The sequence below is a fragment of the Pseudomonas sp. GW821-FHT02A08 genome, assembly GCF_059422045.1.
Genome location: NZ_JBWKWD010000017.1, coordinates 1 through 26,082, shown reverse-complemented (window position 1 = coordinate 26,082; position 26,082 = coordinate 1). Strand labels below are relative to the sequence as shown.

General features: G+C 59.6%; 24 protein-coding genes and 1 pseudogene. 9 read left to right on the top strand and 16 right to left on the bottom strand.

The window, feature by feature from the left end; genetic code table 11:
• Positions 1–87: 87 nt before the first annotated feature.
• Positions 88–807, bottom strand: coding sequence for an SDR family oxidoreductase (locus AC07W4_RS13995; RefSeq protein WP_495032827.1), 720 nt, complete (start codon positions 805–807; stop codon positions 88–90).
• Positions 808–1,001: 194 nt separating this feature from the next.
• A complete protein-coding gene (locus AC07W4_RS13990; protein WP_495032826.1) occupies positions 1,002–2,207 on the bottom strand; it encodes an MFS transporter in 1,206 nt (401 codons plus the stop codon).
• A gap of 235 nt (positions 2,208–2,442) precedes the next feature.
• Between AC07W4_RS13990 and AC07W4_RS13985 the strand changes: the two genes are divergently transcribed.
• Positions 2,443–3,072: a hypothetical protein gene (locus tag AC07W4_RS13985; RefSeq protein WP_495032825.1), complete on the top strand. Its 630-nt coding sequence runs from the start codon at positions 2,443–2,445 to the stop codon at positions 3,070–3,072.
• A gap of 12 nt (positions 3,073–3,084) precedes the next feature.
• On the opposite strand, the gene AC07W4_RS13980 is transcribed toward AC07W4_RS13985, so the two are convergent.
• Entirely contained in the window at positions 3,085–3,810 is a 726-nt protein-coding gene (locus tag AC07W4_RS13980; RefSeq protein WP_495032824.1) for a hypothetical protein, read from the bottom strand.
• A 115-nt stretch (positions 3,811–3,925) separates the two neighbouring features.
• Positions 3,926–4,234: pseudogene (locus tag AC07W4_RS13975) on the bottom strand (sulfate ABC transporter substrate-binding protein); the annotation flags it as partial.
• A gap of 240 nt (positions 4,235–4,474) precedes the next feature.
• Here AC07W4_RS13975 and AC07W4_RS13970 point away from each other — a divergent pair.
• Positions 4,475–4,918 (top strand): hypothetical protein, encoded by a 444-nt coding sequence (locus AC07W4_RS13970; RefSeq protein WP_495032823.1) that lies wholly within the window; start codon positions 4,475–4,477, stop codon positions 4,916–4,918.
• A 215-nt stretch (positions 4,919–5,133) separates the two neighbouring features.
• Here the strand turns inward: AC07W4_RS13970 and AC07W4_RS13965 are convergent, their stop codons facing one another.
• The 8 genes from AC07W4_RS13965 to gcl form a co-directional block, all read right to left on the bottom strand.
• The gene (locus AC07W4_RS13965; RefSeq protein ID WP_495032822.1) at positions 5,134–6,132 is read right to left on the bottom strand and encodes a sulfate ABC transporter substrate-binding protein; all 999 of its coding nucleotides are present in this window, start codon (positions 6,130–6,132) and stop codon (positions 5,134–5,136) included.
• A gap of 165 nt (positions 6,133–6,297) precedes the next feature.
• Complete coding sequence (locus AC07W4_RS13960; protein WP_008052626.1) at positions 6,298–7,122, bottom strand: ion transporter; 825 nt, start codon at positions 7,120–7,122, stop codon at positions 6,298–6,300.
• A 21-nt stretch (positions 7,123–7,143) separates the two neighbouring features.
• Entirely contained in the window at positions 7,144–8,058 is a 915-nt protein-coding gene (locus AC07W4_RS13955) for an urea transporter (protein WP_495032821.1), read from the bottom strand.
• Between the two features lie 149 nt (positions 8,059–8,207).
• Positions 8,208–9,623 (bottom strand): pyruvate kinase, encoded by a 1,416-nt coding sequence (gene pyk, locus AC07W4_RS13950; RefSeq protein ID WP_495032820.1) that lies wholly within the window; start codon positions 9,621–9,623, stop codon positions 8,208–8,210.
• Positions 9,613–10,893, bottom strand: a complete 1,281-nt coding sequence (locus tag AC07W4_RS13945; RefSeq protein WP_008052629.1) for a glycerate kinase type-2 family protein — start codon at positions 10,891–10,893, stop codon at positions 9,613–9,615. Before AC07W4_RS13945 ends, pyk begins: the two co-directional genes overlap by 11 nt.
• Positions 10,894–11,045: 152 nt before the next feature.
• The gene (locus AC07W4_RS13940; RefSeq protein ID WP_008052631.1) at positions 11,046–11,939 is read right to left on the bottom strand and encodes a 2-hydroxy-3-oxopropionate reductase; all 894 of its coding nucleotides are present in this window, start codon (positions 11,937–11,939) and stop codon (positions 11,046–11,048) included.
• A 128-nt stretch (positions 11,940–12,067) separates the two neighbouring features.
• Positions 12,068–12,850 carry a hydroxypyruvate isomerase gene (hyi, locus tag AC07W4_RS13935; protein WP_495032819.1) on the bottom strand — a complete coding sequence of 261 codons (783 nt, stop codon included), beginning with the start codon at positions 12,848–12,850 and terminating at the stop codon, positions 12,068–12,070.
• 141 nt (positions 12,851–12,991) lie between these two features.
• A complete protein-coding gene (gene gcl / locus AC07W4_RS13930) occupies positions 12,992–14,767 on the bottom strand; it encodes a glyoxylate carboligase (protein WP_008052634.1) in 1,776 nt (591 codons plus the stop codon).
• A 268-nt stretch (positions 14,768–15,035) separates the two neighbouring features.
• Between gcl and AC07W4_RS13925 the strand changes: the two genes are divergently transcribed.
• Positions 15,036–15,476, top strand: a complete 441-nt coding sequence (locus tag AC07W4_RS13925) for a GlcG/HbpS family heme-binding protein (RefSeq protein ID WP_495032818.1) — start codon at positions 15,036–15,038, stop codon at positions 15,474–15,476.
• A 195-nt stretch (positions 15,477–15,671) separates the two neighbouring features.
• Entirely contained in the window at positions 15,672–16,130 is a 459-nt protein-coding gene (locus AC07W4_RS13920) for an REP-associated tyrosine transposase (protein WP_495032817.1), read from the top strand.
• A 109-nt stretch (positions 16,131–16,239) separates the two neighbouring features.
• Here AC07W4_RS13920 and AC07W4_RS13915 read toward each other — a convergent pair whose 3' ends face one another.
• The gene (locus tag AC07W4_RS13915) at positions 16,240–16,848 is read right to left on the bottom strand and encodes a TetR/AcrR family transcriptional regulator (protein ID WP_015096199.1); all 609 of its coding nucleotides are present in this window, start codon (positions 16,846–16,848) and stop codon (positions 16,240–16,242) included.
• Between the two features lie 134 nt (positions 16,849–16,982).
• Here AC07W4_RS13915 and AC07W4_RS13910 point away from each other — a divergent pair, with 134 nt between their 5' ends.
• A complete protein-coding gene (locus tag AC07W4_RS13910) occupies positions 16,983–17,897 on the top strand; it encodes a DUF808 domain-containing protein (protein ID WP_495032816.1) in 915 nt (304 codons plus the stop codon).
• A 126-nt stretch (positions 17,898–18,023) separates the two neighbouring features.
• On the opposite strand, the gene AC07W4_RS13905 is transcribed toward AC07W4_RS13910, so the two are convergent.
• Positions 18,024–18,812, bottom strand: a complete 789-nt coding sequence (locus tag AC07W4_RS13905) for an MlaA family lipoprotein (RefSeq protein ID WP_008052639.1) — start codon at positions 18,810–18,812, stop codon at positions 18,024–18,026.
• Positions 18,805–20,103, bottom strand: coding sequence for a hypothetical protein (locus AC07W4_RS13900; RefSeq protein WP_008052640.1), 1,299 nt, complete (start codon positions 20,101–20,103; stop codon positions 18,805–18,807). The genes AC07W4_RS13905 and AC07W4_RS13900 overlap by 8 nt, the downstream gene beginning before the upstream one ends.
• Positions 20,104–20,328: 225 nt before the next feature.
• Here AC07W4_RS13900 and AC07W4_RS13895 point away from each other — a divergent pair, with 225 nt between their 5' ends.
• Positions 20,329–20,697, top strand: coding sequence for a hypothetical protein (locus tag AC07W4_RS13895; protein ID WP_495032815.1), 369 nt, complete (start codon positions 20,329–20,331; stop codon positions 20,695–20,697).
• 123 nt (positions 20,698–20,820) lie between these two features.
• Here the strand turns inward: AC07W4_RS13895 and AC07W4_RS13890 are convergent, their stop codons facing one another.
• Positions 20,821–22,416, bottom strand: a complete 1,596-nt coding sequence (locus AC07W4_RS13890; protein WP_495032814.1) for a glycoside hydrolase family 17 protein — start codon at positions 22,414–22,416, stop codon at positions 20,821–20,823.
• 288 nt (positions 22,417–22,704) lie between these two features.
• Here AC07W4_RS13890 and AC07W4_RS13885 point away from each other — a divergent pair, with 288 nt between their 5' ends.
• The 3 genes from AC07W4_RS13885 to AC07W4_RS13875 all read left to right on the top strand — a co-directional run bounded on the left by AC07W4_RS13885 (position 22,705) and on the right by AC07W4_RS13875 (position 25,763).
• Complete coding sequence (locus AC07W4_RS13885; RefSeq protein ID WP_495032813.1) at positions 22,705–23,556, top strand: glycine betaine ABC transporter substrate-binding protein; 852 nt, start codon at positions 22,705–22,707, stop codon at positions 23,554–23,556.
• A 240-nt stretch (positions 23,557–23,796) separates the two neighbouring features.
• Positions 23,797–24,108, top strand: coding sequence for a DUF485 domain-containing protein (locus tag AC07W4_RS13880; RefSeq protein ID WP_008052644.1), 312 nt, complete (start codon positions 23,797–23,799; stop codon positions 24,106–24,108).
• The gene (locus AC07W4_RS13875; RefSeq protein WP_008052645.1) at positions 24,105–25,763 is read left to right on the top strand and encodes a cation acetate symporter; all 1,659 of its coding nucleotides are present in this window, start codon (positions 24,105–24,107) and stop codon (positions 25,761–25,763) included. Before AC07W4_RS13880 ends, AC07W4_RS13875 begins: the two co-directional genes overlap by 4 nt.
• The last annotated feature ends 319 nt before the right edge of the window (positions 25,764–26,082 follow it).

Genomic DNA, 26,082 nt, shown 5'->3' with positions numbered 1-26,082 from the left:
GAAAGCGGTGTTTCAGTCGACATCGATGTTGAATGTCAGTCCGCATTCGCGAGCAAGCCCGCTCCCACATTTGTTAGTGGGCGTTAATCAGAAAGCAGCTTTACCCACCGAAGCACCACCATCGACAAACAGCGTCTGCCCGGTGATGAACCCGCTCTGTTCCGACAGCAGAAACGTAATCGCCGAGGCGATTTCCTGTGGTTGTCCCAGGCGGCCCATCGGCACACTTGCCAGATACCGCGCTTCACCTTCGCTGCCCGGCGGATTGTTGGCGCGAAACAGTTCGGTTTCGGTCGGCCCCGGCGCCACGGCGTTTACCGTGATACCACTTTGCGCCAGCTCCAGCGCCCACGAGCGGGTGAAGCTGATCAGCGCAGCCTTGGCCGCCGCATACGCCGTGCGCTGGGTAATCCCGAGCACCGTCAGGCTGGAGAGGTTGACCACCCGGCCCCATCCCTTGGCGCGCATGTTCGGCAACAGCGCCTGGGTGGCCTGCAAGGCCGAATGCAGATTGACCCGCATCACCTCATCAAAGGTATCCAGATCGATTTCGCCGAGCGCTTGCGCACGCACCAGGCCGACGTTGTTCACCAATCCATCGAACTCGTACGTTTGGGCCAGATCCGCCAGTACTTCCTTGGTCAGTGCTCGGTCGCTCAGGTCCAGGGGAAACAGAATGCCGGGGAACGTCAGGTCGGGTTTGCGGGCAATGCCCACCACACGATGACCGGCCCGGTCCAGGTGCTCGGCCACCGCCCGGCCAATGCCTTTGCTGGCGCCGGTGATGAGAAAGGTACGTCGGGTCATGGCAACTCCTTGTAAGTGCATGCCGCCGGCCGGGCGGCACTTGAACGGGTCAGCCGCGATTCGCATCCAGCATCGCATCAGGCTCTGGCGTTGAGTGTAATCGGGGTTGACCTCGGCGTAACGGATCATCGTTGATCCTGGATAGGCACGGGCGCAACACAGGTGTGCGGCATAGCATTCATGCTTTTAGCGACTTATACCGTCGCCAGCGAAGCCTTCTGCGAAACACTCAAGAACCGCAGCAACGCCAACAGTGGAAACGCGCTGCCGACGATCACGATCCACAACCAGCCGCCGTGTTCGTACACCGCGCTGGCCACCGAAGAGCCGAAGGCGCCGCCGATGAAGATGCTGGTCATGTACAGCGCATTCAGGCGGCTGCGGCTTTTGCCGTCGAGGGAGTAGACCGCGCGCTGGCCGAGGACCATGTTCATCTGCACGCAGAAGTCGAGCACCACGCCGGTCACCGCCAGGCCGATGACGCTGTAGGCCGGATGGATAAACGCCGGCACGAAACTCAGGCTGGCGAACAGCAGGGCCAGCAACGAGGCAATGCGGGTGTGACCGGCATCGGCCAGGCGCCCGGCGATGGGGGCGGCGATGGCGCCGATGGCACCCACCAGGGCGAAAATCGCAATCTGGCTTTGCGACAAACCGTGATTGCGCGCCAGTTCCAGCGGCACGGCGGTCCAGAACAGGCTGAAGGTGGCAAACATGCAGCCCTGGTAAAACGCCCGCTGGCGCAGCACTGGTTGTTTGCGCAACAGCGTCCACAGCGAGCCCAGCAACTGGCCATAGGAAGCGCTGTGATCAGGTTCACGCTTGGGAATGGTCACGGCCAGCACGATGCTGATGGCCGCCATCAACGCCGCGGCAATCATGAACATCGCTCGCCAGCCGAAGTGGTCGGCCACCACGCTGGACACCGGCCGGGCCAGCAGAATGCCGAGCAACAAACCGCCCATGATCCCGCCCACCACACGGCCACGGGTTTCTTCCGGCGCCAGATGCGCGGCCAACGGAATCAGGATCTGCACCGACACTGAACTGAACCCCACCAACAGTGAAATCAGCAAGAACACGTTCGGCTGATCGGTGAACGCCGCGCCCAGCAGGCTGGCAATTGCCACCAGGGTGGTGATGATCATCAGCCGACGGTTCTCCAGCAGATCCCCCAGCGGCACCAGGAAAAACAGCCCCAGCGCATAGCCAATCTGAGTCAGGGAAACGATCAGGCTGGCCATGGTGTTGGTCAGGCCAATATCCGGGGCGATCAGGCCGATGATCGGCTGGGCGTAGTAGATGTTGGCAACAATGGCGCCGCAGCAGAAGGCGAACAGCAGCACCATGCCTCGGGTCATTGTCGCGGTGCCGTGGGGCACCTGGGTCGCTGGGTTCATAACGGGTCTCGCTGTACGGAAAGGAATGCGCGCAGGCTAATGGGCTGACTGAAACGGCGGAAGCGGGATTGGAGTGATAGCAATTATTCCATTGCGGAATGACTGACGAACGCGTGTGTCGCCCGTCGAAGAGCCTTGCGTCAGAACTATGCAGTTGAATGATACATTCACTTACATCTTGTTCGATAGCGTGCTTATGTTCTCTCTTCCTGTCTTGCCACCGGAGGGCCATCCCATGAATGTGAAGTTTCGTCAGCTGATTCGTCGCGCTGTTGTCGCAACCTTGATCAGCGTCTTCGGCGTTGGCCTGGTACAGGCAGAGGATGCGCCGGGCACACGTATCGGTGTGCGCGGCGAGATCACCGGTGTCAGCCAGGACGCGCTGAAAGTCCGTGCCAACAGCGGCGACAACGTGATGATCAACCTGACCAGGGACACCAAGGTCCGCGCCGTGACCCTGGCCAACATCGAAGACATCAAGCCCGGCAGCTACATTGGCTCAGCGGCTATTCCTCAGGAAGATGGCACCCTCAAGGCCCTGGAGGTCCACGTTTTCCCTCCGGAACTGGCCGGCAGTGGCGACGGTCATCGACCGTTTGACCTGGTCAAGGGCAGCAGCATGACCAACGGCAGCGTCGGCGACCTGGTGGTGAGCAATGGTCGGGTGCTGACCGTCAACTACAAGGGCGGCCAGCAAAAGATCCTGGTCCCCGAAGACGTACCCATCGTCAACCTGATGCCGGCCGATCGCAGCCTGTTGAAGGTGGGCGTGAAGATCGTGACCTTTGTGACGCAGGGCGCTGACGGCACGCTCACCGCTCAATCCATCTCGGCGGGCAAGGATGGCGTGACGCCGCCGATGTAGACGTCATTAGTATCAGGGGTTGGTCGCCGTTGGTTTAAAAAGACCGTATATCCAATAGAAGAAGGAAAGTATCATTAAAATAGAGAGATAAATAAAAATCAAATAATAGTCCGCTACGCGAGAGGCCAATCCCGTAAATGCTTTCGGGTACTCAATATCTGCTGTTTGTTGATCACTGCCGATAGAAATTGCGTACTCGTCAATTTTCTCCAGTTCTGTTGGAAACCAGGCCCAAATTCGAAAAGTGCCACCTTGTCTGATTGAGGGGATTTTATAGCGTCGTGTTTGTTCGCCTAAATTTGAAACCTCTTTTTTATCATCTTCAATCATCAATAGTGCGTGCTGCGGAAGATCAACGTAGACATCTTTTGCTATAGCGGATCCTTTATTGGATATGCTGATAAAAATCATTGTTTGATACTGTTCGACTCCGTTTGTGAATGGAGGAGTCCAAGGCATGAGTATATTGGTTTTGATTCTTTCGAATAGTTCGTTTTTATGCTCGTTGCTGACTTCGGGAAGCGATTTGTTTATGAGGTCCGAGAGTATTGTCGGACTTGCGAGTTTTCTGCTCTCACGCATCAGTTTATCGTACTGCGGAGGTGTGTACGATACTTGCTTGTCAATTTTGGCGTTTAGGTCTGCGCTGGGGCTTGATAGCGTAATGAATAGTCCTGCTATGGCAGTTACTGAAGTAATGACTCCGAAAATTATTGCGCCGATTTTTTCCGTACTCAAAAATTTGGTCCTTTCTATATGAGTCGATGCTATTGCTGTCGTGATTTTCTGAAGATGTAAGATGTTAGCGTAAAAGGCGTCTGTTTAGGATCGCCTTTTCGTTACCGCCCTGTCATCACTGACCGCTGTAGAACTGGTCGAAAATCCCGCCATCGTTGAAATAGGTCTTCTGCTCGGTGCGCCAACCACCAAAGGTCTTCTCGACGGACAGGAAATCCACTTTCGGGAAGCGGTCATGTACTTGGCCTGCACGACTGGATTTCGCGGGTGCAGGTAGTTCGCCGCAGCAATCTCCACAGGTACTTCAGGTATTCCTCGGCCGCTGCTCGGGTGCCTTTCTTGTCTTGTCGACGATCTTGTCGAACACCGACACCGGTTGCTCGGCTTCGGCGGAATCGCTCGGGTGGATGACTTCAAATTGATGTTGAGGGATTGCAGTCTGCTGAAACTGAGCGTGATGATCGGAGGAATATGACATTTGTGACGCAGATTACTGACGGTAAGCTTACCCCTCAGTCGATTTCGGCGGGCAAGGATGGCGTGACGCCGCCGATGTAGTCTTTGCAGGCCCGACCGACCATCCGATGAAATGCCCACATTGGCCTGACAACTAGAATCAACAGGGGGATCACTTCAACGCGTCCTTTCAAGCGGGAGTATCACGATGAAAATCGTATCGTCGCTGGCGTTGGTGGTAGCGGTTGGGTTGATCTCCGGGTGCTCGACGGTGCCTGATCGTCAGGTCACCAACGTTCCCCTGAACGCTACTTCCATCAATGCCGGGAAAATCGCCCGGCCCATCATGATGTCTGACGGTAATGCAACGGTGTTCTGGTTCGCGGTCAGTGGCGAAAGCATGGGTAGTGCTTTGCCGGGTCGTTTGCAGACTTATATCTATCAGGGAAGCTGTGCGAGCCTGGGTGCGAAACCGGCCTATGACATGAACGACGGGCCGAATGCGCGGTTCTATTCTGCGGCGTCGCATCAGTATTTCTGGAAGAGCGCACCGGTCGCCTACGAGACTCTTCGAGCGGGCGGCTATTCGTTGGTTGTGCGTGAAAGCCCGGCCGACGGGAGCCAGATTATTTTCTGCGGCAACCTGAGCTAGATCTGTAGCAGCTGGCGTAGCCTGCGTCCGGCTGCGCAGCAGTCGTAAAATCAGAGTTCGCGGTACGTCAGGGAGTTCGTGCAAGCCGGATTTACGACTGCTGCACAGCCGGACGCAGGCTACGCCAGCTGCTACAAAGAAGGCGTAGCGTCCGGGTTCGCCTGACTGATCGGCATTAACCTGTGCAGGTCGCCTTTTTCATTGCCGTTCAGTGATCACTTACCGCTGTAGACCTGGTCGAAAACCCCGCCATCGTTGAAGTGGGTCTTCTGCACGGTGCGCCAGTCGCCGAAGGTTTTCTCGACGGACAGGAAGTCCACTTTCGGGAAGCGATCGGTGTACTTGGCCAGCACGGCCGGGTCACGCGGGCGCAGGTAGTTCGCTGCCGCAATTTCCTGGCCTTGCGGCGACCACAGGTACTTCAGGTATTCCTCGGCCGCCGCACGGGTGCCTTTCTTGTCGACGGTCTTGTCGACAACCGACACCGGTGGCTCGGCTTCGGCGGAAACGCTTGGGTAGATGACTTCGAACTGATCACGGCCGAACTCGCGGGCGATCATTTCCGCTTCGTTTTCGAAAGTCACCAGTACGTCGCCGATCTGGTTGGTCATGAAGGTGGTGGTGGCGGCACGGCCGCCGGTATCGAGTACCGGCGCTTGCTTGAACAGCTTGCCGACGAAGTCTTTGGCCTTGTTCTCGTCGCCGCCGTTTTTCAGCACGTAGCCCCAGGCCGAGAGGTAGGTGTAGCGACCGTTACCGGAGGTTTTCGGGTTCGGGACGATGACCTGGACGCCATCCTTGAGCAGGTCCGGCCAGTCTTTCAGGGCTTTCGGGTTGCCCTTGCGCACGATGAACACGGTGGCCGAGGTGAACGGTGCGCTGTTGTTGGGCAGGCGCGTGACCCAATTGTCCGGGACCAGTTTGCCGTTGTCCGCCAGGGCGTTGATGTCGGTGGCCATGTTCATGGTGATGACATCGGCCGGCAAGCCGTCGATCACCGAACGCGCCTGTTTGCTGGAGCCGCCGAAGGACATTTGCAGGACGATGTTTTCGTTGTGCTCGGCTTGCCAGTGTTTCTGGAACGCAGTGTTGTAGTCCTTGTAGAAATCTCGCATCACATCGTAGGAAACGTTGAGCAGGGTCGGTGCCGCCTGGGCGATGTTGCCCAGGGCCAGGCCAGCGGCGAGAAGCGAGGCGCCAAAGAGTTTTTTCACTGCGAATTCCTTGTTCTGTGTAGGAGCTGCCGCAGGCTGCGATCTTTTGATCTTCTGTTTAAAAGATCGCAGCCTGCGGCAGCTCCTACAGGTTATTAGTTGGTTTCAAAGCACGCGACTATAGCCGGGCTCGTTTAGTCCCTTAAAGATTAAAAAGCTCTTTGCTTATTCCAGTTTTTTGAACAATGCATTGCCACATCGGGAGCAGAACGACGCCTCGGGTTCATGGCTGTCCTTGGCACACACCGGGCAGTCGCGATGCAACTGGCCGCCACGCATGGCCGTGGCCAGTTCGGCGGTGAAAATCCCGGTGGGCACGGCGATGATCGAGTAACCGGTGATCATCACCATCGACGAGATGACCTGGCCCAGTGCGGTCTTGGGCACGATGTCGCCGTAACCGACGGTGGTCAGGGTCACGATAGCCCAGTAAATGCCCTTGGGAATGCTGGTGAAGCCATGTTGCGGGCCTTCGACCACGTACATAAGGGTGCCGAACACCGTCACCAGGGTGCAGACGCTGAGCAGGAACACGAGGATCTTCTGCTTGCTGCCGCGCAGGGCATCGAGCAGGTAATGGGCTTGCTTGAGGTACGGACCGAGCTTGAGCACGCGGAAGATCCGCAGCATCCGGATCACCCGGATGATCAGCAGGTACTGGGCATCGCTGTAGTACAGCGCGAGAATGCCGGGCACGATGGCCAGCACGTCCACCAGTCCATAGAAACTGAAGGCATAGCGCAGGGGCTTGGGCGAGCAGTACAGGCGCAGGATGTACTCGCCGAGGAAGATCACCGTGAAGCCCCACTCGATATACGCCAGCAGGCTGGCGTAGTTCTGGTGGACGTCATCGATGCTGTCCAGGACCACCACCACCAGGCTGGCGAGGATGATCAGCAGCAGAGTGGAGTCGAAGCGTCGACCGGCGACGGTGTCGGTCTGGAAAATAATCACGTACAGGCGATTACGCCACGTGTCGTTGCTGATCATGCACATCGCCTTGGCCGCAAATCAGCGCAGCCTAGGTTGATTCTCCCCGGGAGCGCAAGGCACGCTTTCGACCGTGGCTTTGCCGAGCATTTGCACGATGCTGCGAATCAGCCAGCCGGCAAGAATGAACGGCGCGGTCAGGGTGGGCAGACCGATGGCGGCAAACACCGGTGTCAGCAACAGCGCCAGGCCAATGCCAACCAGCGGCAGCCACGGTTGGCGACGCCGCGAGCTGAAGGCGAGGGCGGCGAGTACGGCGTTGTAGCCGCCGAGGCCGAGCAGTGCGGTGTAGAAGTCGTGGTGCAGCAGGCTCCAGCCCATGCCCGCGACAGACGCCAGCAACGCCCAGCAGAATGCGCGGCGATCGGCGATCAGCAAACCGGCGGCAATCATCGCACCAGCCAACGGATGACCGAGGAACATCACCTGGCCGATGCCTTTGAGGGGCGCGGCGAGCATGTTCAGCGTGCTGACTTCGATCAAATGCGGCTCTGTCGAGGGCGTGGCGAAGCACAGCAGTAACCAGCCCAGCCCGACGAAGGGCGCGGTGTAGGCCGGCAGGCATTGGCTGAACCGGACGCGCTTGAGCCACTGCTGGGTGACCATCGCGCTCAGGCCTCCGGCGGCCAGAATCAGTGGCGGCATCATCGCCGACCAGGGGAAATACAGGCTCAGTAACAGTCCGAGCAGCACGCCGTTGTAGCTGAACAACCCGGCCTGACGGTCAGCCTTGGCATAGTTGCGGCGTTGCGCGGTGAGCAGCCCGGCGACACCACCGAGCAAGGCGCCGCCGAGCAAGGCGGGCGCCGTGAACAAAATGGCCAGGACGCACAGCAGGCCGCACAGCGGATTGCGCTGGAGAAAGATCTGGCTGAAGCCGTTGAGCAAGGCTTCGGCCCAGTCGGGGCAGTGGGTGTTGAAATGGTTGGCAGGCATGATGAAGTCTGTGGTGTTTCCGGTGAATCGTGTCGCCTGCTTCGCGAGCAAGCCCGCTCCCACACTGAATCTTTGTTCAGTCTTGGTTCCGTGAACGACACAAAACCAATGTGGGAGCGGGCTTGCTCGCGAAGAGGCCGGTACAGGCGCTAGATCAACGTCTCGATGCGCAAAGAGTTAGTCGATCCCGGCTGCCCAAAGGGCACACCGGCGGTGATCAATAAGGTGTCGCCACGCTGCGCCATGCCCTGGGCCTGGGCAATCTCCAGTGCCGTGGAGCACACTTCATCGACCTGACGCAGACGATCGTTGACCACCGAGTGCACACCCCAGGCCACGCTCAGGCGACGGGCGGTCTGCAGGTTCGGTGTCAGGTTGAGGATCGGCACCGTCGGCCGCTCCCGCGCCGCACGCAGGCTCGACGCGCCGGACTCGCTGTAGTTCACCAGCACCGCCACCGGCAGCACGTTGCTGATGCGGCGAATGGCGCAGCTGATCGCGTCGGAAACAGTCGCCTCGGCTTTCGGTCGACTGACGTCGAGTTGAGTCTGATAGTCCGGACCGTTTTCCACCTGGCGGATGATCTTGCTCATCATCTGCACGGCTTCGAGCGGGTATTCGCCGGACGCGGTTTCCGCCGACAGCATCACCGCGTCCGCACCTTCGGCCACGGCGTTGGCCACATCGGTGACCTCGGCGCGGGTTGGCGCCGGTGAGAAGCGCATCGACTCCAGCATCTGCGTCGCCACCACCACCGGTTTGCCGAGCTGGCGGCAGGTGCCGATGATGTTCTTCTGGATCTGCGGCACGCTTTCGGCCGGCACTTCCACGCCCAGGTCACCCCGGGCGACCATGATCGCGTCGCTCAGTTCGGCGATCTCGCGCAGTTGCTCGACCGCCGAGGGCTTCTCGATCTTGGCCATCAGGAACGCCCTGTCGCCGATCAGGCTGCGGGCTTCGCGGATGTCCTCGGGAAGTTGCACGAACGACAGCGCCACCCAGTCCACGCCCAGCTCCAGACCGAAGGTCAAATCGCGGCGATCCTTGGCGGTCAGCGGGCTCAGGTCGAGCACTGCTTGTGGCACGTTCACGCCTTTGCGGTCCGACAGTTCGCCGCCATTGATCACGGTGGTGTCGATGGCGTCGGCGTACTTGGTCACTACCCGCAGACGCAACTTGCCGTCGTCCAGCAGCAGGTCCATGCCCGGCTCCAGGGCGGCGATGATTTCCGGGTGGGGCAGGTTGACCCGGCGCTCATCGCCCGGCGTGGCATCGAGGTCCAGGCGCAGGGCCTGGCCGCGTACCAGTTGCACCTTGCCGTCGGCAAATTTGCCGACCCGCAGTTTCGGGCCTTGCAGGTCCATCAGGATGCCCAATGGATAATTGAGCTGGCGCTCGACTTCACGAATCCACTGGAAACGCTGGGCATGGTCGGCGTGATCGCCATGGCTGAAGTTCAGGCGGAAGATGTTGACCCCGGCCAGCACCAGCTCACGGATGGCATCGATACCGTCAATGGCAGGTCCCAGGGTGGCGAGGATTTTGACCTTTTTATCAGGCGTCATGTTTAGTGCTCTCAAGGATCAGAATGGCGCGGAAGTCGTTGACGTTGGTACGGGTCGGTTCGGTGACGATCAAGGCGTCCAGTGCCTCGAAGTAGCCGTAACCGTTGTTGTTGTCCAACTCGTCGCTGGCGCTCAGGCCCAGGGCGGCAGCACGGGCGTAACTGTCCGGGGTCATGATCGCGCCGGCGTTGTCTTCGGAGCCGTCGATGCCGTCGGTGTCACCGGCCAGCGCGTAGACGCCGGGCAGGCCCTTGAGGCTGTCGGTCAGGCTCAGCAGGAACTCGGCATTGCGCCCGCCACGGCCATTGCCGCGCACGGTGACGGTGGTTTCGCCGCCGGAGAGAATCACGCAGGGCGCCGCCAGCGGCTGACCGTGCAGGACTATCTGCCGTGCGATGCCGGCGTGGACTTTCGCCACCTCGCGGGATTCGCCTTCCAGGTCGCCGAGGATCAGCGGGCTGAACCCGGCCTGACGGCATTTCACCGCCGCCGCTTCAAGGGATTGCTGCGGGCGGGCGATCAACTGGAAATGACTGCGGGCCAGGCTCGGATCACCGGGTTTTACGGTTTCCGACTCGGGGCTTTGCAGCCAGGTGCGCACCGAAGCCGGAACCTCGATGGTGTAGCGTTTGAGGATCGCCAGCGCTTCGGCCGAGGTGCTCGGGTCGGCCACGGTAGGGCCGGAGGCGATGACCGTGGCGAGGTCGCCCGGTACATCGGAAATCGCATAGGTGTAGACCGTGGCGGGCCAGCAGGCTTTGCCCAGGCGGCCGCCCTTGATCGCCGAGAGGTGCTTGCGCACGCAGTTCATCTCGCCGATGGTCGCGCCGGACTTGAGCAGGGCTTTGTTGATCGATTGCTTGTCGGCCAGGGTGATGCCTTCGGCCGGCAGAGCCAGCAGGGCAGAGCCACCACCGGAAAGCAGGAAGATCACGCGGTCGTTTTCGCTGAGGTCGCTGACCAGTTCAAGCACACGCTTGGCCACGGCCAGGCCGGCGGCGTCCGGTACCGGGTGCGCGGCTTCGACCACTTCGATTTTTTCGCAAGGCGCGCCGTGACCGTAACGGGTCACCACCAGGCCTGACACTTCGCCCTGCCAGCAGCGCTCGACCACCTGGGCCATGGCGGCTGCGGCCTTGCCGGCGCCAATGACGATCACGCGACCCGTACGGTCGGCAGGCAGATGGGCTTCGAGGACTTGTTGCGGATGCGCCGCATCGATGGCTGTGGCAAACAGCTCGCGCAGCAATTGTTGCGGATCGACCGACATGGCGGGCTCCCGGAATTCTTGTTATTTGAAGGGCAACTCGGTCCAGTGTGGGAGCGGGCTTGCTCGCGAAGGCGCCATGTCAGTCAACATCTCTGTTGAATGTGAAGCAGCCTTCGCGAGCAAGCCCGCTCCCACATGGGGTGGGGCAGGGCTTACTTTTTGTCGCGAATCGAGAAGTTCGCCATGTGTTCCAGACCCTTGATCAGCGCCGAATGGTCCCAGTTGCTGCCACCGATGGCCGCGCAGGTGCTGAACACTTGCTGGGTGTTGGCGGTGTTCGGCAGGTTGATGTTCAGCTCCTTGGCGCCTTGCAGGGCCAGGTTCAGGTCCTTCTGGTGCAGGCTGATGCGGAAGCCCGGATCGAAGGTGCCCTTGATCATGCGCTCGCCGTGCACTTCGAGGATCTTCGAGGAGGCGAAACCGCCCATCAGTGCTTCACGCACCTTGGCCGGATCGGCACCGTTTTTCGAAGCGAACAGCAGGGCTTCGGCCACGGCCTGGATGTTCAGGGCCACGATGATCTGGTTGGCCACCTTGGCGGTTTGACCGTCGCCGTTGCCACCGACCAGGGTGATGTTCTTGCCCATGGCCTGGAACAGCGGCAGGGCGCGTTCGAAGGCGTCGGCATCGCCGCCGACCATGATGCTCAGGGTCGCAGCCTTGGCGCCGACTTCACCGCCGGAGACCGGGGCGTCGAGGTATTGCGCGCCTTTTTCGTTGATCCTGGCCGCGAAAGCCTTGGTGGCGGTCGGGGAGATCGAGCTCATGTCGATGACCACTTTGCCTTTGCCCACGCCGGCAGCGATGCCGTCGGCGCGGAACAGCACGTCATCGACCTGCGGGGTATCGGGCACCATGACGATGATGAACTCGGCTTCCTGGGCAACTTCCTTCGGGTTCGCCAGGGCAACGGCGCCGGCGGCAACCAGGTCGGCAGGCGCAGGGTCGTGGTGGGCCGACAGGAACAGGCTGTGACCGGCTTTCTGCAGGTTCGCCGCCATTGGGTGGCCCATGATGCCGGTGCCGATAAATCCGATTTTAGCCATGAGAAAATCCTCTTGTTTTTGTGTGACCCCCTGTAGGAGCTGCCGAAGGCTGCGATCTTTTGATCTTGAGATTGTAAAAGTCAAAAGATCGCAGCCTTCGGCAGCTCCTACAGGGATTTCATGTTCGTTTAGATTGCGTTGTGGGTTTTGAGCCAGCCCAGGCCCGCTTCAGTGGTGGTCAACGGTTTGTATTCGCAACCGACCCAACCCTGGTAACCGATGCGGTCCAGGTGTTCGAACAGGAAGCGGTAGTTGATTTCACCGGTACCTGGTTCGTTGCGCCCCGGGTTGTCCGCGAGCTGTACATGGTTGATCTCGCCCAGGTGCGATTGCAGGGTGCGGGCCAGATCGCCTTCCATGATTTGCATGTGGTAGATGTCGTACTGCAGGAACAGGTTGGCGCTGCCGACCTGCTCGCGAATCGACAGGGCTTGCGCCGTGTTGTTCAGGTAGAAACCCGGGATGTCGCGGGTGTTGATCGCTTCCATCACCAGCTTGATACCCGCCGCTTGCAGCTTGTCGGCCGCGTACTTGAGGTTGGCGACGAAGGTTTTCTCCACGGTGGCATCGTCAAAGCCTTGCGGACGAATACCGGCCAGGCAGTTGACCTGGGTGTTGCCCAGCACTTGCGCGTAAGCGATGGCCAGGTCGACACCGGCACGGAATTCTTCGACCCGGTCCGGCAGGCACGCGATACCGCGCTCGCCCTTGGCCCAGTCACCGGCCGGCAGGTTGAACAGCACTTGGGTCAGACCGTGTGCGTCAAGCTGGGCCTTGATTTCGGCGGAGCTGAAGTCGTACGGGAACAGGTATTCGACACCAGTGAAGCCGGCCTTGACGGCCGCTTCGAAACGGGCGAGAAAGTCCTGTTCGGTGAACAGCATGGACAGGTTGGCTGCGAAACGCGGCATGGTGGTCTCCCGTAAAAAGTAGTCGTAGCAGCTGCCGAGGCACGAGGCTGCGTTGGGCTGCGAAGCGGCCCCCCGATGGCGGTCCTGCGGACACGCAACGCAGCCTCGTACCTCGGCAGCTGCTACAAGTGTCAGAACATCTTAATCAAGCAACGAAATCGCAGTCGGTGCGTCGTCGCCAACCAGCGCCAGGTCTTCGAATTCGTTGACGGCGTTGATCTCGGTGCCCATGGAAATGTTGGTCACGCGCTCCAGGATGATCTCGACGATCACCGGCACCTTGAACTCTTCGATCAGCTCCTGGGCCTTGCGCAGGGCAGGCTGGATCTGGGACGGTTCGAATACACGCAGTGCCTTGCAGCCCAGGCCTTCGGCCACTGCGACGTGGTCGACACCGTAGCCATTGAGTTCCGGCGCGTTCAGGTTGTCGAAGGACAGCTGCACGCAGTAGTCCATGTCGAAACCACGCTGCGCTTGACGGATCAGGCCCAGGTACGAGTTGTTCACCACGACGTGGATGTACGGCAGCTTGAACTGCGCGCCCACCGCCAATTCCTCGATCATGAACTGGAAGTCATAGTCCCCCGACAGGGCCACGACTTTACGGTTCGGATCAGCCTTGACCACGCCCAGCGCCGCCGGAATGGTCCAGCCCAACGGGCCTGCCTGACCGCAGTTGATCCAGTGGCGCGGCTTGTAGACGTGCAGGAACTGCGCGCCGGCAATCTGCGACAGACCGATGGTGCTGACGTAGCAGGTGTCTTTGCCGAACACCTGGTTCATTTCTTCGTAAACGCGTTGCGGCTTGACCGGCACGTTGTCGAAGTGAGTCTTGCGCTGCAGGCTGGCTTTACGCTGCTGGCAGTCTTGCAGCCAGGCGCTGCGGTTCTTCAGCTTGCCGGCGGCTTGCCATTCGCGAGCGACTTCGATGAACACGGTCAGCGCGGCAGCGGCGTCGGAAACGATGCCCAGGTCCGGGGTGAACACGCGACCGATCTGAGTGCCTTCGATGTCGACGTGAATGAACTTGCGGCCTTCGGTGTACACGTCGACCGAACCGGTGTGACGGTTGGCCCAACGGTTACCGATGCCCAGCACCACGTCCGACTTGAGCATGGTCGCGTTGCCGTAGCGGTGCGAGGTCTGCAAGCCAACCATGCCCACCATCAGTGGGTGATCGTCCGGGATCGTGCCCCAGCCCATCAGGGTCGGGATAACCGGAATGCCGGTCAGTTCGGCGAACTCCACCAACAGATCGCTGGCGTCGGCATTGATGATGCCGCCACCGGCCACCAGCAATGGGCGTTCGGCCTGGTCCAGCAAGGCCAAAGCCTTCTCGACCTGAACGCGGCTAGCGGTCGGCTTGGCCAGCGGCAGTGGCTGGTAAGCGTCGATGTCGAATTCGATTTCAGCCATTTGCACGTCGAACGGCAGGTCGATCAGCACCGGGCCTGGACGGCCGGAGCGCATTTCATAGAACGCTTTCTGGAACGCGTAAGGCACCTGGCCCGGTTCGAGAACGGTGGTTGCCCACTTGGTGACTGGCTTGACGATGCTGGTGATGTCGACAGCCTGGAAGTCTTCCTTGTGCATACGGGCGCGGGGTGCCTGGCCGGTAATGCAGAGGATTGGAATCGAGTCGGCCGAGGCGCTGTAGAGCCCGGTGACCATGTCGGTACCGGCAGGGCCGGAAGTGCCGATGCACACGCCGATGTTGCCGGCCTTGGTGCGGGTGTAGCCCTCGGCCATGTGCGAGGCGCCTTCAACGTGGCGAGCGAGTACGTGATCGATGCCGCCGACCTTTTGCAGGGCGGAGTACAGCGGGTTGATGGCGGCACCCGGGATGCCAAAAGCGGTATCGACCCCTTCGCGGCGCATCACCAGAACGGCGGCTTCGATTGCTCTCATTTTGCTCATGGTTTTGTGCCTCTTTACGTTTTGTAATTGTATACAAGTGGCTTTGCGCAGAGTGTATTCACGGCGGACGGCGCAGGTCAATCCATTTTCTCAAGCGCTTGTTTCATTCGTCGGAAGGCCGTTCTACTGTGGCTTTTCGTCGCATGTGGCGCCTTTCGATAATTATTGTATACAAAAAAATAACTCATTGTGTTCTATTTGTTGCATCGGGCTGCGACGCAAGCGCGCAGCCCACCGACTTTCCGAAAAACAAAATGAGGACGGCACCATGAGCGCTTTAACCTTGAAAGTCGCAGTCAACCTGGTCAACGAGGCCATCACCGCGGGGCGTGCAATCTCTGCGGCACCCTTGACCATTGCGGTACTGGATGCCGGCGGGCATCTGATCACCCTGCAACGCGAAGACGGCGCCAGCCTGCTGCGTCCGCACGTCGCCATCGGTAAAGCCTGGGGCGCCATTGCGTTGGGCAAGGGTTCACGCCTGCTGGCGCTGGACGCCCAGCAACGCCCTGCATTTATCGCCGCGTTGAACAGCCTGGGGCAGGGCAGCGTCGTGCCGGCACCGGGTGGTGTGCTGGTGCGGGATCAGGGCGGCAACGTGCTGGGGGCGGTGGGGATCAGCGGCGATCTGTCGGATGTTGACGAGCAGTGTGCGATCACTGCCATCGAGGCGTTGGGGTTGGTGGCGGATGCGGGGGTGGCGGCTTGATTTGCGCTGACTGAACTACCGCTTTCGCGAGCAAGCCCGCTCCCACATTGGATCTATGGTGTTGCAAATCCCCTGTGGGAGCGGGCTTGCTCGCGAAGGCAATCTCCCTGACACATCCAGCTAAAAGTCTGTCCCGCCATTCTGTCTTCGCTGATCTAGCCTTTTCTGGATTTCATCCATTAGAGGGGCAAAGGAATGCCTGAGCTGTCAGCTTCACACCGCCTGCGCATCGGCCGCTACGCCGAGCAAAATCGCATCTATCTACTGACTGCCAACACACTAAAGCGAGAGCCTGTTTTCAGGGATTACACCCTTGGCAGACTGGTTGTTCATCAATTCAGGCAGGCACAGGATGACGGCTTTGCCGACACACTGGCCTGGGTGGTCATGCCCGATCATTTTCATTGGTTGATTCAGTTGCAAAAGGGGACGCTGGTGCAATTGATGTGCCAGGCGAAATCCCTGAGTACTCGTGCAGTCAATTCGGCGCTCGGCAGAACAGGTAGCCTTTGGCAGCAAGGCTTTCATGATCATGCACTGCGGAAAGAGGAAGACCTGGTAAAGCTGGCTCGATATGTTGTGGCTAACCCATTGCGGGCCGGGCTGGTCGGGAAGCTTGGCGATTATCCATTGTGGGATGCGATCTGGGTTTGATCTAAAATCGGGTTGCCGCCATTCGCGAGCAAGCCCGCTCCCACATTGGATCTATGGTGTTGCAAATTCCCTGTGGGAGCGGGCTTGCTCGCGAAGGCCGCGACTCGGTCTACCGCTCCGGCTCACACCCCTTGAGCACCAACCGGATAATCGTCTGCGCTGCCGCTTCGTAATCTTCTTCATCCAGCCTGGCCTTGCCGGTGATGGCAGTGATCTGCCAGTCGAAGTCGGCGTAGGTCTGGGTGGCGGCCCAGATGCTGAACATCAGGTGGTTGGGGTCGATGGGGGCGATTTGTCCGCGGTCGATCCAGGTCTGGATGCACTCGATGTTGTGTTTGGCCTGGCCATTGAGCTGTTCGACCAGATCGCTGCTCAGGTGGGGCGCGCCGTGCATGATTTCGCTGGCGAACACCTTGGAGGCGAAAGGCAGGTCGCGGGAGATGCGAATTTTCGAGCGAATGTAGCCGCTGAGCACTTCGCCAGGCTCGCCGTCCGGGTTGAACGGTGTCGAAGCCTGCAGGATGGGCTCGATGATGCTTTCCAGAACCTCGCGGTAGAGGTTTTCCTTGGATTTGAAGTAGTAGTAGACGTTGGGCTTGGGCAATCCCGCCTTGGCTGCGATGTCGCTGGTTTTGGTCGCAGCGAAGCCTTTGTCGGCGAACTCCTCACTGGCGGCACGCAGGATCAATTGTTTGTTGCGCTCGCGGATAGTGCTCATAAACCCGGTGATTCCTTGCCTGTTCTGGCGGTTGCGCATGGTATCACCGGCCTCGCGCGGCGCTCAAGAATGCACCGTAGGCTCTTATGTCGCGCTATGCTGCTGCGCATTCATTGCAGAAGGAAACCCGATTCATGGCAGGAAGCAGTTTGCTGGTGCTGATCGACGACATCGCGACCGTGCTGGACGATGTGTCTTTGATGACCCAAATGGCCGCCAAGAAAACCGCCGGCGTACTCGGTGACGACCTGGCACTCAACGCCCAGCAAGTCAGCGGCGTGCGTGCCGAACGGGAAATTCCGGTGGTCTGGGCGGTCGCCAAGGGTTCGTTCATCAATAAACTGATCCTAGTGCCGTCGGCGCTGGCGATCAGTGCATTCATTGCGTGGCTGGTCACGCCGTTGTTGATGGTTGGCGGTGCCTATCTGTGCTTCGAAGGGTTTGAGAAGCTCGCCCACAAGTTCCTGCACAGCAAGGTTGAAGATGTCGCCGGGCATGCGCAGTTGGTCGAGGCGTTGGCCGATCCTGCCATCGACCTGGTGGCGTTCGAGAAGGACAAGATCAAAGGCGCGATCCGCACCGACTTCATTCTTTCGGCGGAAATCATCGCCATCACCCTCGGCACCGTCGCCGGCGCGCCATTGACCCAGCAAATCATCGTGCTTTCGGGCATTGCCATTGTCATGACCGTCGGCGTGTACGGATTGGTGGCGGGTATCGTCAAGCTCGACGACCTCGGCCTGTGGTTGACCCAGAAACCCGAGCAGATGGCGAAAAGCATCGGCGGCGGGATTCTGCGTGCGGCACCGTACATGATGAAGAGCTTGTCGGTGATTGGTACGGCGGCGATGTTTCTGGTGGGCGGCGGGATCCTTACGCACGGTGTGCCGGTGGTGCATCACTGGATCGAAAGTGTCGGTGCCGCGGCGGGTGGCGGCGGATTTATCGTGCCGGTGTTGCTCAATGGTGTGGCGGGGATTGTGGCGGGTGCGGTGGTGTTGGTTGGGGTTATGGTTGTCAGCAAGATCTGGAAAACGCTGAAAGGCTGAAGACTGCACATAACAAATGTGGGAGCGGGCTTGCTCGCGAAAGCGGTGTGTCAGTCACCAAAAAGGTTGTCTGACACACCGCTTTCGCGAGCAAGCCCGCTCCCACAGTGTTTTTCGGCTGCCGGTTTACTCGGCGATCTGCAACTTGCGCGCTTCGGTATATACGTAACGCACTTTCTCGTACTCGAATGGTGAGTTCAGCTGGCCATAACGGAAGGTGGTCTGGTTGCGCTTGTCGATGCCGCGCAGGATCCATACTTCCGGATGGTTGGAGCTGACCTCGGCCACATTGAGGAAGTTGATCGCATTCTCGGCCGTGTAATCCACCAGCAGGCCACCGGTATCACGCAGGTTCGACGGACCGAGGATCGGCAGGACGAAATAAGCGCCGCCCGGCACGCCGTAGAAGCCCAGGGTCTGGCCGAAGTCTTCGCTCTGGCGCGGCAGGCCCATGGCGGTGGCCGGGTCCCACAGGCCGGCGATGCCGATGGTGGTGTTGAGCAGCAGGCGCCCGGTGGTTTCCAGCGAGCGCTGGCCCTTGAGTTGCAGCAGGCTGTTCAACAGGTTCGGCACGTCGCCGAGGTTGTTGAAGAAGTTGCTGACACCGGTACGCAGAAAGCTCGGGGTGACGTAGCGGTAACCATTGACCACCGGCAGGAACACCCATTGGTCGAAGCGGTAGTTGAAGTGATAGACGCGCCGGTTCCACTCCTCCAGCGGATCGTAGACGGCCAGCGCGCTGAGGGTCGAACGCTCGAACTCGCGCTGATCCAGGCCCGGGTTGAATTTGAGTTTGCTCAGCGGCTCCTTGAAGCCATCGCTGTCGACGACCACGGGGGCATTGGCTTTGCTGTTGTCGGCATTGGCGACACCTGCACAGAGTAACGCTGCCAAAAGCAGGAGATATTTAGCCACGGAAGAACTCCAGCATGGCGTCGCTGTTGACGCGGTAGTTAATGTTGCCGCAATGGCCGCCCAGCGGGTAAACGGTCAGGCGATCGCCGAAGGTCTTGCGCAGGAAACCGAGGTCGCCAGGACCGAGGATCACGTCGTCGGCGTTGTGCATGACCGCGATTTTCGGGCTTTCGTGCAGGTAGTCCTTCAGCGCATACAGGCTCACCTGGTCAATCAGTTGCAGCAGGCTGCCGCCGTCGGTGCGGGCACGCCACATCGGGATCACTTGTTCGGTGATGTAGCAGTCGAAGTCGCATTGCAGCGCGCGCTTGAGGAATGGCGTGAGGCTGGTGCCCTCGGTGATCGGGAACTTGGGTGGGGTGATCAGGCCGCGACGGTTGATCAGGTCCGAAGTGAAGGCAATGTCGGCCGCCGAAAAGCGGAACGAGGTGCCGATCAGCATGGCCATCTGCTCGTTGGTCAGGTGCTGCTTGGACTGCTGGAAGTCGTAGAGCAGGGCGTCATTGAGGTCGATGTAGCCCTTCTGCTGGAAGTAGCGGGTCAGTTTGTTCAGTACCAGTTCATAGAATGTAGTGCTGGAGTTGATGCCCTTGACTTCCGTTTGCACAAGCTTGTCGAGGTTGGTGATCGAGGTGTAGAGGTTGACCGGCGGGTTGAGCAGCAGGACTTTCTTGAAGTTGAAGCTGCGGCGGGTTTCGTCCAGGTGCGAAACGAAAGCGGCATCCAGTGCGCCCAGGCTGTACCCGGTCAGGTAGTAATCGGTGACCGGCATTTTCGGGTTCTGTGCCCGCACGGCCTGCATCACCCGGTACAGATCTTCGGCGTCTTCCTTGGAAACACCTGGTGTGGCGAAGCGCGAGGCGGCACTCATGAAGTCGTAGCTGGTGGGCGATGACAACTGCACCACGTGGTAGCCGGCTTTGTAATAGAGCTTCTTCAGGTATTCGTTCAGGGTGCTGTCATAGCGCGCGCCGGTACCGGCGATCAGGAAAATCAGCGGTGCGGCGTGATCCTGCGTGGCAATGCGGTAGTCGAGTTTCTTGACCGCCCAGAAATTGTCCGGCAATTCGAACGCCCGTTCCGGACGCAGGGTGACGCTGCGCACCGTCTGATCGATGTCATCGTCCAGGGGTAACTCCGGGCGCAGGTCCGGTGGCGTGGTCGCGATGGTCGCCTCGAACGGGTTGGTCAGGGGGTAGCCATAACTGGCGGCGTCAATGTCGACCGCCAGCGCGGACGCACTCAATATAAGGCCGCCAAACAAGGCAGCGAAGCGCAAGGAACGGAGCATGACTAAATCCCTTAGAAGAAGGTGCCAAATGAATTTCGCAGGCTATGACCACCGGATTTGCGCCAAAGTGCCAACCCTCGGCACCAAACTGGCCTGATTTCGAAGTAATAGTAGCTGGACGATACACTTTGCAGCGATTGAATGACCAGTTAACAGTTGTTATCGCTTGCGAAACCCTTGAGGGCGATTAAGCTGGCCGCCGTTTTTCGCCAATTGGAGTGTTTCATGTCCCGCCGCCTGCCCGTGATCCTTCTGCTTTTTTTGCTGCCTGCCTGGCTGGCCGCCAGTTATGGCGCGCGTTATGGCTTCATGGAGGATGCGCAGTGGGTCGGTATTTGCGTGGATGAGGCGAATCGTTGGGAATGCCAGGTGCGATCGAACCTGGGGCTGATGATTCACTTCGCAGTCCTGGGATGGGCTGCGTTGGCGGCTGCGATCGTCGGCTTCGTTGTTCCGGGGCGGGCAGGGTGGTGGCTGGCGGTGCTGGCGCTGGTGTTCGGGTTTCCGGCATTGGCGTTGTACAACACGACGCTGGCGGTGTTTGCGGTGGTGATTGCGGGGTTGCGGTTGGTCAGGGCTTCCCTTAGCGCCTGATAGTCAGCCTTCGCGAGCAAGCCCGCTCCCACAGGGTTGTCCAGTGAACACAGAATTTGTGTACGACAAAGATCCTTGTGGGAGCGGGCTTGCCCGCGAAGAGGCCAGCAAGGTTGATGAAAATTAAACCTTGCGAACCCGCAAGCAACGCCACAACGCAGCCACCATCAACACACTCACCAGCGCCCAACCCCAGGCCTGCTGATTCTGCAAACCTTCACGGAACAGCTGCGGTGCAATGCCGGCGCCGATGATGAAGGTCAGCAGGGCAATCTCCCGACGCGGCACGCTCACCGGGCGGCACAGATACACCAGCGCAGGCACAATGAACGCGACACTCGGGAAGCTGCGATAACGCGGATCGAGCACCAGTTCCAGCATCATTACGGCTGCCGCGAAACCTGTCGTTGCAACCAGCCAGCCAGCGCGGCGTTCCAGCAGGTTGAAAGCCCGTCCACGCCAACCGCCACGAGGGCTCAATGCCAGCGCGGCATGGGCCAGCACCAGAAGATTCAGCACCGTCAGCAACCCGACCCACAGCCATTCGCTGGTAAAACGTGTGGTCACCCGTGCCAGGTCGCCCCAGGCGCCAATCGAGCACGCCGCCAGCGCACCGAACAGGGGCAGCACCAGTGCCGAGCGCGTCGTGCGGACCCGGCCACCGAGCAGCAAGGTACCGATGAAGATCAAGCCACCCACCGCCAGCCACTGCGACCAGTACGGTACGTTTGTCACGGGTCCCGCCAGCACGCCTTTGTCCTGGCGATCGGCGTCGAACAGTCCCCAGTAACCACCGACCGCACCTTCACTGGCGCGTTTCCAGGGCTGGTCGAAGGCTTCGATCAGGTTGTAGTGCCAGCCCTGTTGTTCGGCCATGGCGACAAAGCCGCGAATGAATCTGGCTTCGTTGACCCGGCTCGGCAGGGCTGTCTCGCGCTGGCGACCTTCGCTTGGCCAGCCGGTTTCGCCGATCAGCACATCCTTGGGCGCGAACTTGTTGCCGAACACCTGGCGTACGTCGGCCACGTGTTGCAGGGCGGCGTCGATGTTCGAAGGATCATCTTCCCAGTAAGGCAGCAAGTGGATGGTCAGGAAATCCACGGCGGGGGCGATTTCCGGATGCTTGAGCCAGAACTCCCAGACGTCGGCGTAGGTGACAGGCTGTTTGACCTGGCTCTTGACCTTGTTGATCAGCTTCGCCAGTTGCGCACCGGTGACTTCCTTGCGCAGCAGGGTTTCGTTGCCGACGATCACCGCGCTCACCACATCCGGGTTGGCGTTGGCCGAGGCGATCAACAGGTCGACTTCTTTCTCGGTGTCCACCGGGTTGCTGTTGACCCAGGCGCCGATCATCAATTTCAAGCCATGCTTGCGCGCCAGATCCGGCAGGGCTTCCAGGCCGGTCATGGAATAGGTGCGGATACATTCGAAGCTTTTGGACAGCAGTGCGAGGTCGGCATCCATACGCTTGGGGCGCAAGTTGAATGGCACGTCGAACGGCGATTGGTCTTTATCGAATGGGGTGTATGAGGCGCATTGCAACTTGTGCGTTGCGCTGGCGACGTCCGGCAGGATCACCGGTTTGCCGAGGCCGTACCAGAAGCCGCCAAGGGCAAACAGCCCGAGCAGGCAAGCGAATAGATAAGCAGCAAAAGGGAAGCGGGAGGTCGCGGACATGGTCAGGCCGTGTGGGAACAAAGCGGCGCATGTTACCTGCATTTGCCGCGTGCCTGGTGGCCTGCATGATTTTGACATGCAAAGTTCGAGCGGATTGGAAGGGGGTGCTTGTAGCGCTGAGGATTAATGGCTTTCTGATGTCGTTTCTCGATGCCTTGAGGTCGCTGGCAGAGCAGGTCGCCAAGAGCGTCAGGTTGATTATCGCAAGTGTCAGTACTCCGCTGATGTTCGAACGAGTTTGCGGTGGGCGTGATGGGGGCGCTGTGCACCATAACAATACGTTTAAGCGACTCGGCATCCGTCGAGTGCAGCACTTTCGGGGAAGTAACGATGAAGATGCGACGACTCTTGGGCGCAGGTGCGGCTTTGGTGCTGGCGATCAGTTCGGCCGTGGCGAGCGCCGCTGGCAAAGACGTGACGCTTGGTTACGTCGACGGCTGGTCGGACAGTGTCGCCACGACCAACGTGGCGGCTGAAGTGATCAGGCAGAAACTCGGTTATGACGTGAAGCTGCAAGCCGTCGCTACCGGGATCATGTGGCAGGGCGTGGCTACCGGCAAACTCGACGCCATGCTGTCGGCCTGGCTGCCGGTGACCCACGGTGAGTACTGGACGAAGAACAAGGATCAGGTCGTCGACTACGGCCCGAACTTCAAGGACGCGAAAATTGGCCTGATCGTGCCGGAGTACGTCAAGGCCAAGTCCATTGACGACCTCAAGACCGACGACACCTTCAAGAACCGCATTGTCGGCATTGACGCCGGTTCAGGCGTGATGCTCAAGACCGATCAGGCGATCAAGGACTACGACCTGGCCGGTTATCAACTCAAGGCCAGTTCCGGCGCCGGCATGATCGCCGAGCTGACCCGTGCCGAGAAGAAGAACGAATCCATCGCAGTGACCGGCTGGGTGCCGCACTGGATGTTCGCCAAGTGGAAACTGCGCTTCCTCGAAGACCCGAAAGGCGTGTACGGCGCGGCTGAAACCGTGAACAGCATCGGCAGCAAGGGGCTGGAAGCCAAGGCGCCGGAAGTGGCCAGGTTCCTGAAGAACTTCCAGTGGGAATCCAAGGATGAAATCGGCCAGGTGATGCTGGCGATTCAGGACGGTGCCAAGCCTGAAGCCGCGGCGAAGGATTGGGTCGCCAAGCACCCTGAGCGTGTGGCTGCCTGGACCAAGTAACAGTCGACCTCGCTTTAACCTGTGGGAGCGGGCTTGCTCGCGAATACTGTCTGTCAGTTGACTGAAAGTTGACTGTCATGACGCCTTCGCGAGCAAGCCCGCTCCCACATTTATTTTGTACGTGCTGGAGATTGGCGAATACGTCATGTGGTTCTAAGACTAAGGTCGTCTGGAACCTGCCCCGCAGCCGCATAGAGTGGATACCGTTCCAACTAAATCTGTGCTGCGAGGATAAAAACAATGAACGACAGCATTTACCTCTCGATTCAAAACAGCCCACGCTTCAAGGAGCTGGTTAGCAAGAGGGAACGATTCGCCTGGATTCTTTCGGCGATCATGCTAGGGCTTTACTCCGGATTCATCCTTCTGATCGCCTACGGGCCGCAGGTGCTGGGGGCGAAAATCAGCCCTGAGTCCTCGATTACCTGGGGCATACCGATCGGTGTCGGGCTGATTGTCTCGGCCTTCATCCTGACCGGTATCTACGTACGACGCGCCAACGGCGAGTTCGACGACCTGAACAATGCGATTCTCAAGGAGGCTCAGCAATGATCCGCCGTCTAATGGCTCTTTTGAGTATCGCAGCTTTCGCACCTGGCGCCTGGGCGGCTGACGCCCTGACCGGTGCCGTGCAGAAGCAACCGCTTAACGTGTCGGCGATCGTGATGTTTGTCGCCTTCGTCGGTGCCACCCTGTGCATCACCTACTGGGCTTCCAAGCGTAATAACTCTGCAGCCGACTACTACGCCGCCGGCGGCAAGATCACCGGTTTCCAGAACGGCCTGGCGATTGCCGGTGACTACATGTCGGCAGCGTCCTTTCTGGGTATTTCCGCGCTGGTATTCACCTCCGGCTACGACGGCCTGATCTATTCGATCGGCTTCCTGGTGGGCTGGCCGATCATTCTGTTCCTGATTGCCGAGCGCCTGCGTAACCTGGGTAAATACACCTTTGCCGACGTGGCGTCCTATCGCCTGGGGCAAACCCAGATCCGCTCGCTGTCCGCCTGCGGTTCGCTGGTGGTAGTGGCGTTCTACCTGATCGCGCAAATGGTGGGTGCCGGCAAGCTGATCCAGCTGCTGTTCGGTCTCGATTACCACGTTGCGGTGATCCTGGTTGGTATCCTGATGTGCCTGTACGTGTTGTTCGGCGGCATGCTGGCGACCACCTGGGTGCAGATCATCAAGGCTGTGCTGCTGCTGTCCGGTGCTTCCTTCATGGCACTGATGGTGATGAAGCACGTCAACTTCGACTTCAACATGCTGTTCTCCGAGGCAATCAAGGTTCACCCGAAAGCTGAAGCGATCATGAGCCCGGGCGGCCTGGTGAAGGATCCGATTTCGGCGTTCTCCCTTGGTCTGGCGCTGATGTTCGGTACCGCTGGCCTGCCACACATCCTGATGCGCTTCTTCACCGTGAGTGACGCGAAGGAAGCCCGCAAGAGCGTGTTGTACGCAACCGGCTTCATTGGCTACTTCTACATCCTGACCTTCATCATCGGCTTCGGCGCGATCCTGCTGGTCAGCACCAACCCGGCCTTCAAAGACGCTGCTGGCGCCTTGCTGGGCGGTAACAACATGGCGGCGGTGCATCTGGCCAACGCGGTGGGCGGCAGTATTTTCCTGGGCTTCATCTCGGCGGTGGCGTTCGCGACCATTCTGGCAGTGGTTGCCGGTCTGACCCTGGCCGGTGCTTCGGCGGTGTCCCACGACCTGTACGCCAGTGTGATCAAGAAGGGCAAGGCCAACGAGAAGGACGAGATCCGCGTCTCGAAAATCACCACCATCGCCCTGGCGGTGCTGGCCATTGGCCTGGGTATCCTGTTCGAGAGCCAGAACATTGCGTTCATGGTGGGCCTGGCGTTCTCCATCGCGGCAAGCTGCAACTTCCCGGTACTGCTGCTTTCCATGTACTGGAAGAAGCTGACCACCCGCGGTGCGATGATCGGCGGCTGGATGGGGCTGGTCAGTGCCGTGGGCCTGATGGTGCTTGGTCCGACCATCTGGGTGCAGATCCTGCATCACGAGAAGGCCATCTTCCCGTATGAGTACCCGGCGCTGTTCTCGATGATGATTGCCTTTATCGGGATCTGGTTCTTCTCGGTTACCGACAAGTCCACTGCGGCTGACAACGAGCGGGCGTTGTTCTTCCCGCAGTTTGTTCGTTCGCAGACTGGCCTTGGGGCGAGCGGGGCGGTATCGCACTAAGGCTTCAACGCTTTATATATAAGTTGCACTGAAACCCAATGCCCCGGTCGAGAGATCGGGGCATTTTTGTTGGGCGATTACCGACCGGAATTTGTCTGGTGTACTCGATCCTGTGGGAGCGGGCTTGCTCGCGAAGGCGGTCTGTCAGCCGACCTGTCTTTCGCTGATCGTGTACATATCCATTCCTGCGGTAACGGCCACCTATGGTTTCGCCCTTACGGCGAGTCACTTTTTTTACAAGCGTGTCCCGTCCTGAATAAGGTTTACACCTTCTGATCTGTTTTTCAGGAGGACGTAATGGAACCAGCAAAAAGGCGTA